General features: G+C 35.9%; 12 protein-coding genes. All 12 read left to right on the plus strand.

The window, feature by feature from the left end:
- Nucleotides 1-26: 26 nt before the first annotated feature.
- The 12 genes from mreC to AC23MB_RS10630 all read left to right on the plus strand — a co-directional run bounded on the left by mreC (nucleotide 27) and on the right by AC23MB_RS10630 (nucleotide 12,426).
- Nucleotides 27-881 carry a rod shape-determining protein MreC gene (gene mreC, locus AC23MB_RS10575; RefSeq protein ID WP_079666445.1) on the plus strand — a complete coding sequence of 285 codons (855 nt, stop codon included), beginning with the start codon at nucleotides 27-29 and terminating at the stop codon, nucleotides 879-881.
- Nucleotides 871-1,377 carry a rod shape-determining protein MreD gene (locus AC23MB_RS10580; protein WP_079666446.1) on the plus strand — a complete coding sequence of 169 codons (507 nt, stop codon included), beginning with the start codon at nucleotides 871-873 and terminating at the stop codon, nucleotides 1,375-1,377. The genes mreC and AC23MB_RS10580 overlap by 11 nt, the downstream gene beginning before the upstream one ends.
- The gene (locus AC23MB_RS10585; protein ID WP_487787214.1) at nucleotides 1,374-3,353 is read left to right on the plus strand and encodes a peptidoglycan D,D-transpeptidase FtsI family protein; all 1,980 of its coding nucleotides are present in this window, start codon (nucleotides 1,374-1,376) and stop codon (nucleotides 3,351-3,353) included. Before AC23MB_RS10580 ends, AC23MB_RS10585 begins: the two co-directional genes overlap by 4 nt.
- A complete protein-coding gene (gene rodA, locus AC23MB_RS10590) occupies nucleotides 3,350-4,603 on the plus strand; it encodes a rod shape-determining protein RodA (RefSeq protein WP_374329270.1) in 1,254 nt (417 codons plus the stop codon). The genes AC23MB_RS10585 and rodA overlap by 4 nt, the downstream gene beginning before the upstream one ends.
- A 29-nt stretch (nucleotides 4,604-4,632) precedes the next feature.
- Nucleotides 4,633-5,316, plus strand: coding sequence for a M15 family metallopeptidase (locus AC23MB_RS10595; protein WP_312322641.1), 684 nt, complete (start codon nucleotides 4,633-4,635; stop codon nucleotides 5,314-5,316).
- Nucleotides 5,317-5,429: 113 nt separating this feature from the next.
- Complete coding sequence (locus AC23MB_RS10600) at nucleotides 5,430-5,840, plus strand: energy transducer TonB (protein ID WP_313030968.1); 411 nt, start codon at nucleotides 5,430-5,432, stop codon at nucleotides 5,838-5,840.
- Entirely contained in the window at nucleotides 5,833-6,597 is a 765-nt protein-coding gene (locus tag AC23MB_RS10605) for an energy transducer TonB (RefSeq protein ID WP_313030965.1), read from the plus strand. The genes AC23MB_RS10600 and AC23MB_RS10605 overlap by 8 nt, the downstream gene beginning before the upstream one ends.
- Nucleotides 6,598-6,760: 163 nt before the next feature.
- Nucleotides 6,761-8,197 (plus strand): tRNA (N6-isopentenyl adenosine(37)-C2)-methylthiotransferase MiaB, encoded by a 1,437-nt coding sequence (miaB, locus tag AC23MB_RS10610; RefSeq protein ID WP_313030962.1) that lies wholly within the window; start codon nucleotides 6,761-6,763, stop codon nucleotides 8,195-8,197.
- 191 nt (nucleotides 8,198-8,388) lie between these two features.
- Nucleotides 8,389-8,736 carry a hypothetical protein gene (locus AC23MB_RS10615; protein ID WP_487787215.1) on the plus strand — a complete coding sequence of 116 codons (348 nt, stop codon included), beginning with the start codon at nucleotides 8,389-8,391 and terminating at the stop codon, nucleotides 8,734-8,736.
- A 96-nt stretch (nucleotides 8,737-8,832) separates the two neighbouring features.
- Entirely contained in the window at nucleotides 8,833-10,116 is a 1,284-nt protein-coding gene (locus tag AC23MB_RS10620) for a sigma-54 interaction domain-containing protein (RefSeq protein ID WP_487787216.1), read from the plus strand.
- A gap of 13 nt (nucleotides 10,117-10,129) precedes the next feature.
- A complete protein-coding gene (locus AC23MB_RS10625; RefSeq protein ID WP_374329273.1) occupies nucleotides 10,130-10,684 on the plus strand; it encodes an LptE family protein in 555 nt (184 codons plus the stop codon).
- Between the two features lie 2 nt (nucleotides 10,685-10,686).
- Nucleotides 10,687-12,426: a hypothetical protein gene (locus tag AC23MB_RS10630; protein ID WP_487787217.1), complete on the plus strand. Its 1,740-nt coding sequence runs from the start codon at nucleotides 10,687-10,689 to the stop codon at nucleotides 12,424-12,426.
- The last annotated feature ends 90 nt before the right edge of the window (nucleotides 12,427-12,516 follow it).

The raw sequence follows: 12,516 nt of genomic DNA on the forward strand, positions 1-12,516 counted from the left end.
AGTAACTTTTTTAGGGAATTTAACGGATGGGATATTTGCTGAGATTATTTTCGAAGAACGCTTTGTTCGTCTTCTTTATATTCTTGCAAATTATTGCAGTGGTATTGATTTTTTCGAAAAACACGATGCAACAATCATTTTTAGCTGCAAAAACAGCCGCTTTTAATGCTTGGGTTTCGGGTTATATCGACGAAGGTGCTTCTTATCTCAAGCTTAAACAGATTAACGATGATCTTGTGATGCAGAATAAAGCTTTGCTTAAAGAGCTTTATGGTAAGGAAGGCGGAGCTAATCCACAATTTCGTCGTGTTCACGATACTATTGGCGGTGGTCAAATCTATACTTTTGTTGATGGTGAAGTCGTGTACAACAGTATCAATCGTCAAAATAATTACTTTACAATTAACCGTGGAAAATTGCAAGGCGTTGCTGCCAAAATGGGTGTTATCGCACCAAATGGTATCGCAGGAATTGTAATTAATACAACTGATCATTATGCTTTGGTGCAGTCTGTACTGAGTGTTAATAAAATAAAAATCAGTGCGGCGCTAAAAAATTCTGGATATTTCGGCACGCTTAGTTGGCGTGGTGACGACTCACGAATGATGCATCTGTCGGATATTCCAAAATATGTTTCTCTGAAAGTTGGTGACACTGTTGTGACTGACGGACGTTCTGCTATTTTCCCGAAAGGCGTTATGGTTGGAAAAGTTGCTGGTTATGAGGTTGATACCAAAACTGGTTTCTGGGATGTTTCCGTGGAGTTAAATGAAAAAATGGGGCCTCTCAGTAAGGTCTTTGTCGTTAAGAATCTTAAGAAAATTGAAGTTCAAAAAATTCAAGATACTTTACAAGTACAGATAGATAAAGATGGTAAGTAGAAACGTATTTTCAGATATCGCTTTAATTGCAATTTTGGTTGCGGTTCAGGTTTTTCTACTGAATCGTATTACCTTGTTCGGAAAATATATTCCGGTACTTTATCCAGTATTTGTGATGTTCTATCCATTTTTTAGAAATAATTTTCACTTTTTAGCATTAAGTTTTATCCTAGGTTTATCAGTAGATGCTTTTCTTGGGACTTGGGGAATTAACGCTCTGGCAACAACGACGATTGCTTATTTTAGAATGTTAATTTTCCGAACATCGACAGATACATCGACAGATTTTTTCTCGTTTCAATCGCTGCAATGGTTGCAATTTGTAGTTTTTATTTTAACGAGTATTTTTATTCATCAATTGATTGTTCAATATGTTGAATTCTTTAAACCAGAACGTTTTTTCGAAATATTATTAAACGTCGTATTTACAAGTCTTATCTCATTCGTATTTATCATAGCTTACGCATTAGCATTTAAAATTAAACAGAAAATTTGAAGCCTCAATATCTTAAACTTACAGGTATTTTGATTGTTGTAGCAATTATTTTTATTGCTAGGTTGGCTTATTTACAACTATTTACTGACAGATATGCTTTAAATGCAGCGAATACTTCCATTAAAATTGAATACGAAATTCCGCAACGTGGCGTCATCTTTGACCGCAATGGGAAAATATTAGTCGGTAACCAACCTTCTTTCGAAGTTTCTTACACAGCGGCTTTGATGCGTCCTGATTTTGATACGATTAGCTTTTGTAACTTGATGAAGATTACAAAACCTGAGTTTATCCAGACCATTAAAACCATTGAAAAAACACAGTATTATTCGAAACTAACGCCAATGACTTTTATGAAAAATTTGAGTCGTGAAGATATGGCCCGCGTTCAGGAGATATTGTTTAAGTTTCCTGCTTTTAATATAGTTTCGCGTCCGCAAAGACAATACGAAGTCAATACATCGGGTAACCTTTTGGGTTATACCAACGAAGTTAACACAGCGGACATCAAAAAAGATTCTTTGTACTATCTTCCAGGTGATGTCATCGGAAAAAGCGGTGTCGAAAAATCTTACGAAAAAGATTTACGCGGCGAAAAAGGTATTAAATATATTCAGAAAGATATTCGTCAAAGAAGTATTGGCTCTTACAAAAATGGAGAGCTGGATAAAGATGTTGTTACGGGTAAAGATTTGACATTAACTATTGACTATGATTTGCAACGTATCGCAGAAGAAATGTTGGTAAACAAACGCGGTGCAGTTGTAGCATTAGATCCTAACAATGGCGAAATTCTGACCATGGCAACAGGTCCAGATATCGATCCTAATTTGTTTACAGGTCCCGATAAAATGAAAAATATTTATCGATTGGTGAATGATAGTATCAATCAACCGATGTTTGATCGATCTATTCAAGCGGCGTATCCTCCAGGTTCTACGTTCAAATTGGTGACAGCGCTTTCTGCAATGCAAATGGGCGTTATGACCGAGAAAACAATATTCCCATGTGGTGGAGGTTTTAGTTATATGGGCGTGCGTATCAAAGGTCACGGTGGTGCTGATCCATTGATTCCTTCTATCCAAGTGTCTAGTAACTGTTATTTTTCTTACGCTTATCTAGCAATTTTAAATAAATATCCTGGCAACCCATCAAAAGGTATGCACGAATGGAAGGACATTATGGCGAGTTTTGGACTTGGCGTTTATATGAACAACGACCTTGCAACAGGTAGTAAAGGTTATATGCCAGATGAAAATACTTACATCAAACGTAACGGTCCCAAGTGGAAACCAATTAACGCCGTATTCAACGGGATGGGACAAGGTGATATTTTGACGACGCCGATGCAACTTGCAAATTTTACGGCGGCTATTGCTAATCGTGGTTGGTTTATTACACCACATATAGTTAAAAATATTGATGGAAAACCAAATCCAAATCCTTTATTTAAACAAAAAAAATATACAAAGGTCGACCCTAAATATTTTGAACCTGTTCTTCAAGGTATGGAAGCTGTAATGTTGCGCGGTACGGGTCGTAGTCTTAAATCTAATGATTTTACACAGCTTGCTAAAACTGGTACAGCTCAGGTTCCGCAAGGGAAAGATAACTCTATTTTTGTACTAATTGCGCCAGCTGACAAGCCAAAAATTGTTGTAGCTGCAGTTATGGAACATGCCGGTTTTGGTGCAACTTGGGCAGGTCCAGCTTGTACTGTAATTGCAGAGCGTTATTTATTGGGAGAAATAAAGCGTGAACATCTTTACAAAAAGATGATTACATCCAGCTTCCAACCAGAATATCGCCGTCAATGGACCGAATATCTGAAAAAAATCGGTAAATATGTTCCACCAAAACCAGATTCACTTAAATTAAAAAAACTTCAAGATAGCCTAAAGGCAATTAGTGTGAAAGCAGAAAACACGGACAAAAATAAAAAGACTACTAACCCAACAAAACCTGTAAGACGATGAAGTGGGCAGAAGGCATAGACAAGCTAGGACTTGGACTTTATTTTGTGATTTGTGTTTTTGCAATTCTTAATATTAACAGTGTTAATCCATCTTTAGGAACAAAGCAACTAACATTTTTTTGTATTTCGCTTTTTATAGGTTTGATAATTTTCTTTACCAGAACTAAATTTTTTGAAAACATGTCTGGCATTATATATGTCGCAGGTGTTTTACTTTTAGTAGGGCTTTTTCCATTTGGGACCGAAATTTTAGGACAACGAAACTGGTATAAGTTTGGAGGATTTACCATGCAACCTGTAGAATTTGCAAAGATAGGGACCGCTTTAATGGTTGCTAATTATGTCTCGGGCTCAGATTTTAACATTAATAACAGAAAATCCTTAATAACGATTTTAGCAATTATTGGTATTCCGGCAGTTGTTGTTTTGGCTATTCCAGATGTTGGGTCGTTGTTGGTGTTTGGTGCTTTTTTTATTGCACTTTATAGAGAAGGACTTAGCGGAAAAGTCTTTGGAGTTGTATTTATACTTGCAGCGATTTTCTTAATAGCGAATTATATTAATGATCCAATGGAGGAAAGTCCATGGTATATGGTTGGTGCAATTGTTTTGATTGGTCTAATATATATTGTATTGAATCTTAACTATTTGAGACGTGATATTAACCGACTAATATTCGCAATTGTAGGAATTGTTGGTTTGTCTGCATTGGCGTATTTTTCACCTAACGTTTTCGAAAAACTACCAACACACCAAAAGCAAAGAATTGAAGTTCTTTACAAAGGTGAATCTCGAAAAGAATTTCGTGATAATATTGGCTACAACTTATTGTATTCCAAAACTGCGATTGGCTCAGGTGGCGTTACTGGTAAAGGTTACAAAGAAGGTTCTGTTACGCAAGGTAAATTTGTGCCCGAACAAGAGACCGATTATATCTTTTGTACCGTTGGGGAAGAATGGGGCTTTCTCGGAAGTACGCTTTTGGTAATTTGTTACGCCTTGTACATTGGTCGAATTTACTATTTAGCCGAAAACCAAAAATCAACTTTCAATAGAGTTTTTGGATACTGTTTTGCATCGATATTACTCATTCACTTTTGCATTAATATTGGGATGGTGATGGGCTTGTTCCCGACGGTTGGTATTCCGTTGCCGTATTTCAGTTACGGAGGAAGCTCGTTGTTGGCGTTCTCGATTATGACTTTTATTTTCTTTAAACTTAATTACGCTGACAAAAACAGTTTAGTCTAAATTTTGTAATTTGTGGTCAAACAAAAACCATGAATTTCAAATCTTTCTTACTTGCCATTTCTCTATTTTTCGGACTTTATTCTTGTGCTTCTCGAGAAGATTATTTGCAAGAAGGTTTTGTCTATATTCAAAAAGAAATCCCTGATATCATCGCTGATTTGCGATATTTCGGAACGCACAATTTCACGGGACGACCAGTTGTAGGTTACGAAAAGCCTGTTCTCATCATGTCCAAAGCTGCGACACAATCTTTAAAGAAAGTACAACAAGATCTTAAAGCGCAAGGTTACGGTCTCAAAGCCTTCGATGCCTATCGTCCACAGCGTTCGGTGACGAGTTTCGAAACTTGGGCGAAGGACATCAACGACACCATTGCAAAAGCTGAATTTTATCCAGATGTGGACAAACGCGATTTGTTTACGCTCGGTTATATCGCCTCTCGATCTGGTCATACGCGCGGTAGCACAATCGATTTAACTTTGGTTGATCTCAATACCGGTAAAGAAATCGACATGGGTAGCCCATTTGATTTTTTTGGAACAATCTCTCATCAAAATGCGCCACAAATAACTGCCCAGCAACAATCCAATCGTTTAATCCTAAAACAAGCGATGCTGAAACACAACTTCAAAGAATATCAAGAAGAATGGTGGCATTTCACTCTAAAAAATGAACCTTTTCCCGAAACTTATTTCGATTTTCCCATAAAGTAAATTTTTCTTAGGAGCCGAGAACCTGCTTTTTGCTGCAATCAGGGCTAGGGATTTCGGATAATAATTTATTTACATTTGTAATGGAAATTTCGCATATTCGCACAAACAATATTATGATGAAATCAGTTTTCCTGTTTTTATTTTTCCTTTTTAGTTTTTCAGTGTTTAGTCAAACGACACCAAAAAACGTAAATAACACTTACGACATAAAAGCAGAATATCCTGGTGGCGATAACGCTTTCCGAAATGATTTTATAAAGATGGTGCACGCTTATATGGATTTGTCTAGTTATAAAGTAGAAGGACCTTTTGTTTTTGCTTTTGATATTGACGAAAAAGGAAAAATTAGTCAGCTAAGTATTTCTCCGAAAGTTAAAAATCATGAAGTTTTCAATGAAGATATGCAATTCGCTATGCGAAAGGTAAAATCCAAATGGAAACCTGCATTAAAAGATTCTAAACCTGTCAAATCAAAATATTTTTTAACAATAACTTTTGAAAGAATGGATTATGACCATGATTAGAATTTTTATTTTACTATTGCTCGTTTTTACGACACAGATTTTTGCCCAAATCCAATCTCAAATTCTTGAATCTTATCCTATTGGTCAAGACTTCTATCAGGATGGAATAGCTGGATTTTACGAAGACTTTCAAAAAGTGATGTTGGATGAAAAGATTACACCATGTGAAAATCCTGAAGAAAAGTATACAATCAACTTTATTATCTACCCGAATAAAGAAATTAAGTACGTCAAAGACTTTGATACTTTAGCGATTAAAAATAACAAATGCGCATTCGATAATGTGCGCAAAGTTTTTCCAAAACTAAAGAATTGGAAACCTGCTACTTATGGAAATGCAACGGTTCCAGCTTTGGTTAATATTGGAATAAACCCAAGCGATGTTTTAGATTACGAATTTAAAATAGGAAATAATGGTAAAAAATACTTCCGTAATAAAACTATTTCTGAAATTGAATATCCAGGAGGTTTAAGTACTTTTAGAAAAGAAGTTGGGAATATATTTTCGCAGGTCCTTAATAGTAGTTCTAAACTATCAAAACATAATTATATCAACTTAAAAATAGGTTTTGATGTCGACGAAGAAGGCAAAATTTTGAATCCAAAAATTATTTATTCTAACATCGAATTCGATAAGCCGAATCAAGATGATTTTTTCAGAAGGTTAAAGAATTTGAAAAAATTTACTCCTGCTAAAAAGAATGGAAAACCGTTAAAATCGAGTTTTACTTTTCCGATAAGCGTGACGGTTTCATAGTTTTTTGTCGTTAAGAAATCTCAGTTATTTCCACTGCCATTCTGTCACAACTTTTTGTATCTTTGCAAACTGAACCGATTTGAAATTTGAAATTTGAAATCCAAAATTGTTTTTAAGCAGTTTTAATCTCAAATCTCGAATCTCAAATCTCAAATCTGAGACTGTGCAAGAAAAATATATAGACGAAACCAAGCAAGGAGAAGCATTTGCAATTGCTGAAAAACCAGAAAACTCTAAGAAATTATTCTTGGAAAGTTACGGTTGCCAAATGAATTTTTCCGATTCCGAAATCGTTGCATCCATCCTTAACGAGCAAGGTTATAACACGACAACAAAGGTTGAAGAAGCAGATTTAATTTTGCTGAATACTTGTTCTATTCGTGAAAAAGCAGAACAAACCGTGAGAATGCGTTTGTCGCAGTTCAAAAATCAAAAAAAGGAAAATCCAAGTCTTACTGTTGGCGTTTTGGGTTGTATGGCAGAACGTCTTAAAACCAAATTTTTAGAAGAAGAACACTTGGTTGATTTGGTTGTTGGACCCGATGCTTACAGAGATTTGCCTAATCTTTTAAAAGAAACCGAAGACGGTAGAGATGCTATCAATGTAATTTTATCGAAGGAGGAAACTTACGCCGACATCAATCCAGTTCGTTTGGGCGGGAATGGCGTGACGGCTTACGTGACGATTACCAGAGGTTGCGATAATATGTGTACATTCTGCGTTGTTCCTTTTACCAGAGGGCGAGAGCGCAGTCGCGATCCGCATTCAATCCTTGAAGAATGTAAAGAATTAGCATCAAATGGTTACAAAGAAATCACACTTTTGGGTCAAAATGTTGACTCTTATTTATGGTACGGTGGTGGTCCGAAAAAGGATTTTGCCAAAGCATCAGAAATGCAAAAAGCGACAGCTGTTGATTTTGCTCAGTTGTTAGATTTGGTGGCGAAAGCTGTTCCCGAAATGAGAATTCGTTTCTCAACTTCCAATCCGCACGACATGACGACTTCGGTGTTCGAGATGATGGCGAAGCACGAGAATATTTGTAAATATGTTCACTTGCCTGTTCAAAGTGGAAGCGACAGAATTTTGGAGTTGATGAACCGTCAACACACGCGTCAAGAATATTTAGATTTAATAAAAAAAGCCAAGGAGATTGTTCCTGATATCGCTTTTTCACAAGATATGATTGTTGGTTTCTGCACAGAAACAGAGGAAGATCACCAAGATACCTTGAGTTTAATGCGCGAAGTTGAGTACGATTACGGTTATATGTTTGCGTATTCAGAAAGACCAGGAACGCCGGCTCACAAAAAAATGGAAGACGACATTCCTGCGGATGTTAAACAAAGACGTTTGGCGGAAATTATCGCTTTACAAGGTGAATTGTCAAGAAAAAGAATGGCAGGTTATGTTGGTAGAAACCACGAGATTTTAATCGAAGGAACTTCCAAAAAGAACGAAAACCAATGGAAAGGTCGTAATTCTCAGAATGCGGTTTGCGTTTTCGACAAGTTAGAAGGTCAAAAAGTGGGCGACATTGTGTCTGTTTTTGTGTACGACAACACGCAAGGAACACTTTTGGGAAGAACTGCGGAATAAAATTTTAATTTTTTGGGCAGCATTTCCGCCTTCCGCTGCAATCTTTTTGCTTTTCGGAAAAAAGCAAAAAGGATTTCCGCTCAAGTCGGGCTGCGAAATTCGTGGAAGAAGAAAATGAGCAACAAAAAAGTCACGAAGTGGCTAAATAAAAAAGAATAGGATGCAATCCTATTGAATTTAACCAAAACAAAATGAGAAGTTTATCCTACATTATTATTTTAATGAGTTTGATTGGTACTTGCCAATCAGGGAAGGCTTCTTGTGTTCCATATAAAGTAAAATGTAAGGCTTCAAATGTTGCTAAAGACGTTTCTCAAGAAGAAGCGAAGCAGCTTTTGCAAGAGTTTAATCAGTTAATTTCAAAATACAATCAAAAGTTTTCGAAAGCGATTTGTTCTGTTGATGAAACTTCAAATTTTATATTTGGATTTTCATCAAATTTCAAAGAATTAAAAAGCTTAAAAACGGCATTTGATTTAATCAAAAAAACATCAAAAATTCGTAACAAAGATAGTTTGGAAGATAATATTTTAGTTTAATCCTACCGAAAACGAGGATTTACAAGAAAGATTAAAATTTTAGAATCACTACTATTTTAATCATTTAATTATTAAATATTTAATCCAAAAAAGAAAATGAACGAATTACAAAATATAAAAAATCGCTTCGGAATTATCGGGAATTATCCCGCTCTCAACCGTGCTTTAGAAAAGGCGATACAAGTTGCACCAACAGATATTTCCGTTTTAGTTATCGGAGAAAGTGGTGTAGGAAAAGAGTTTATTCCAAAAATTATTCACGCGGAATCTAAGAGAAAACATCAACCTTACATCGTTGTCAATTGTGGAGCAATCCCAGAAGGGACGATAGATTCCGAACTTTTTGGTCACGAAAAAGGGGCTTTTACAGGAGCAACTTCTACCAGAAAAGGCTATTTTGAAGTTGCCGATGGCGGAACAATTTTCTTAGACGAAGTTGGTGAATTGCCTTTGCAGACGCAAGTTCGTTTGCTTCGTGTTTTAGAAAGTGGAGAATTTATGAAAGTAGGTTCTTCTCAAATTCAAAAAACCAATGTAAGAATTGTTGCTGCAACCAACGTCAATATGATGAATGCCATCCATGATGGGCGTTTTCGTGAGGATTTGTATTATCGTTTGAACACGGTACAAATCGATATGCCTGCTTTGCGCGAAAGAAAAGGCGACATTCATTTACTTTTCAGAAAATTTGCAATCGATTTTGCTGAAAAATACAGAATGCCAGAACTGGAATTAGAGCCAGCAGCAGTGACATATTTAGAAAATTATAGTTTTCCGGGTAACGTACGTCAACTAAGAAATTTGGTGGAGCAATTGACGGTTGTCGAGCGTAATCGTAAGATCACAGCCGAAAAGTTGGCGGAGTATATTCCGATGGAAAAGCACCTTCCGATGTTGGTAAATCAAAATGCAAATAAAGCGCAATCGGATTTTGGAAACGAGAGAGAAATCATGTACAAGGTTCTTTTCGATATGCGAAACGATATTAATGATCTAAAATCCTTAACTTCGGAGTTGATAAAAAATCGTGGAAATGGTGACTTGAGCAATCAAGAAAAGAATTTGATTAACAAAATCTACACAACAGAACCTGCGGCACATAATCCAAATTCGTTGTTGTATTTTGAAGCTAATGACAACGCGAATGTACAAACGGCAAATGTGATGAATGTTGACGACAACGATCCCTACGAAGATATTATGGATATCGAAGTGGAAGAAGCTAGACCAGAATCTTTATCGCTTCAGAATAATGAAAAAGATTTGATTATCAAAGCTTTAGAAAAACATCGTGGTCGCAGAAATAAAGCGGCAGATGAGTTAGGAATTTCGCAACGTACGCTTTACAGAAAAATTAAACAATATAATCTTGAGGATTAAAATGAATTGCAATATGTCAAATCCACGCACCAAAGTTTTGAAAAAGATAGTATTCTTTTCATTAGTCGTGCCGTTGTTATCCTTAGTAAGTTGTTATAGTTTTACAGGTTCGTCTTTAAGTCCTGAAACTCAAACTTTTTTGATTAGACCTTTCCCGAATAATGCTGCAAATAATAACCCAAATCTTAGTCAGGATTTTACGGTGGCTTTACAAAATAGATTTGCGCAAAGAACAACGTTGAAAGGCGCTGTTGATAAAGCAGATATTATTATCGAAGGAGAAATTACGGATTATAACATCGCGCCAACGACCATTTCGTCGCCAGTTGAAAGTACGCAGACAGGTAATATGATCCAAGCGGCTCAGAATAAATTGACAATTACGGTGAAGGTTCATTACGAAAATCATGTCGCAGGCGAGGAAAGCAAGAGTTTTGACAGAAGTTATACTGACGAAGTAACTTTTAACAGCGATATGGATTTGATGACGATAGAATCTTCTCAGGTCAAAATAGTTAACGAACGTATTATCAACAAAATTTTTAATGATATTGTAGCAAACTGGTAATTATGAATGCACGAATTATTGAGCTTCTTCAGCAACCCTCATTAATGCAAGCAAATGATTTGCAACTTTTAGAAAAACAAATTGAACATACACCTTATGTTCAGAATGTTAGAGCACTTTATTTATATGGCATTCACCTATACAATCCGACGCGATATAAAGAAGTCTTGACGACGACTGCTGCTTATACGACGGATAAAAAAATTCTATATCAATTCATTAACAAAAAAGATATCGTAGAATCTTCGAATATTAAATCTGACGAAAAAGTAGATATAACTATAGAAACACCGGTTGAAGAAACACAACACGCAGTTTCCACTAACATTGTTGAAAATTTAACTGAAAATAAAGAAGAATCTTCGGAGGTTGAAGCACAACAAGAGGAAGATGTAATGAATGTTGAAGCAGGTTCTAAAGAGGTTGTTATTACAGATGGAATGGCAATTTCGGAAAAAGAAGAGGAAGTAGGATCGGATGTAAGTTTAGAATCGATAGATGAGAATTTAAAAGAAAATACAGAAGAATCTTCGGAGGTTGAAGCGCAACAAGATGAAGATGTAATGAATGTTGAAGAAGGTTCTAAAGAGGTTGTTATTATAGATCATACAGAACCAATTGAGATTGAAGAAGAGTTAAATAGAGATGTTAGTTTTGAATCGATTGATGACTTTTTACCACAAGTGAAATTTGAAGTTCCCAAAAATCATCATCAATTTCTAAATCCTCCAAAGTTTGAAGTTAAAGAGCATAAACCTGTCGAAATAGAAGAAAAACCTACAGGAATTGTAATCGACGATACTAACGAAAATATTGACTCTAAAGAAGAATTGAATGACGCAGATTCTTTAGATTTTGGACCTTTTTCTGGAGAAGAGGTGCCTGTTGAAGTTTTAGAAACTGAAAAATCGGAAGTTCCAGCAGAAGAGCACAAAGAACTGGAGCCTACTAAAATTGATGTTGCGATAGAAGACGACAACTCAGCATGGAAACCAATGTCGATTGACGCACATCAACCTGATGCTTTAATTGGTAAAGTTGAGATTCCAAATATTGTAACTGCAACAGAAAAGGATAATCAATTTGAACCGTCAAAAGAAGAAGTTTATGAAACTGTAAATCCTGAAATTAAGCTCGAAAAATCAATTGATGAGCCAAAGCCTGATAATGAAATTGGCGAGCAACAAAACGGAAATGTAATAGAGACCGCAGAAAAAGTAGAGGAAGAGAAGCGCCCGATTTTTAATGTTTCCTTCTTTGGTGACTCCATCGCGATGGTTGATGATCAGAAAAAAGCGATTGAAGATGTGGTAGAAGAGATGGTAGAGGACGCGCAACAAAAGGAAGCTGAAATACCAGCGGTTGTTGCAGCTCAAGATAATAGTGTACCAGAAAAGAGCAATGTCCGACAATTTATCAATACTTGGCAAAATTGGTTAAAGATCGATCGTAGCGCTGAAATTGAAAAAGATAAAGAAGTCAAAAAGCAAAAAGCGATTGATGAGTTTATCGAAAATCAACCCAAAATTACACAACTAAAAGATGAAGCTAGTTTTGTTGTTAAAGAAAAGAAAGAAGATATTTCTCACTTGATGACCGAGACTTTAGCAAATCTTTATCTTGAGCAGAAACTCTATTCTAAAGCGATAAAAGCATTCGAAACGCTAATCGCAAAACATCCCGAAAAAACTGACTATTTTACACAAAAAATAGAAGATATTAAAGAGCAAAGAAAATCTTAAAAGGCACTATCCTGTTAAGTGTGTAAGTTAAAAAGTTAGGTCTTGGATTTTATAATCTGAGCCTTTCTTCAAAAATAAGCATAAGTTGGT

Source organism: Soonwooa sp. T0.1_25 (genome assembly GCF_057652215.1).

Bases quoted from the DNA above. Each gene is read 5' to 3' on its own strand.
- AC23MB_RS10600 (WP_313030968.1), top strand. From the start codon at position 5,430: ATGATGAAATCAGTTTTCCTGTTTTTATTTTTCCTTTTTAGTTTTTCA.
- AC23MB_RS10625 (WP_374329273.1), top strand. From the start codon at position 10,130: ATGTCAAATCCACGCACCAAAGTTTTGAAAAAGATAGTATTCTTTTCA.
- rodA (WP_374329270.1), top strand. From the start codon at position 3,350: ATGAAGTGGGCAGAAGGCATAGACAAGCTAGGACTTGGACTTTATTTT.
- AC23MB_RS10595 (WP_312322641.1), top strand. From the start codon at position 4,633: ATGAATTTCAAATCTTTCTTACTTGCCATTTCTCTATTTTTCGGACTT.
- mreC (WP_079666445.1), top strand. From the start codon at position 27: ATGGGATATTTGCTGAGATTATTTTCGAAGAACGCTTTGTTCGTCTTC.
- AC23MB_RS10580 (WP_079666446.1), top strand. From the start codon at position 871: ATGGTAAGTAGAAACGTATTTTCAGATATCGCTTTAATTGCAATTTTG.
- AC23MB_RS10615 (WP_487787215.1), top strand. From the start codon at position 8,389: ATGAGAAGTTTATCCTACATTATTATTTTAATGAGTTTGATTGGTACT.
- AC23MB_RS10620 (WP_487787216.1), top strand. From the start codon at position 8,833: ATGAACGAATTACAAAATATAAAAAATCGCTTCGGAATTATCGGGAAT.
- AC23MB_RS10630 (WP_487787217.1), top strand. From the start codon at position 10,687: ATGAATGCACGAATTATTGAGCTTCTTCAGCAACCCTCATTAATGCAA.
- AC23MB_RS10605 (WP_313030965.1), top strand. From the start codon at position 5,833: ATGATTAGAATTTTTATTTTACTATTGCTCGTTTTTACGACACAGATT.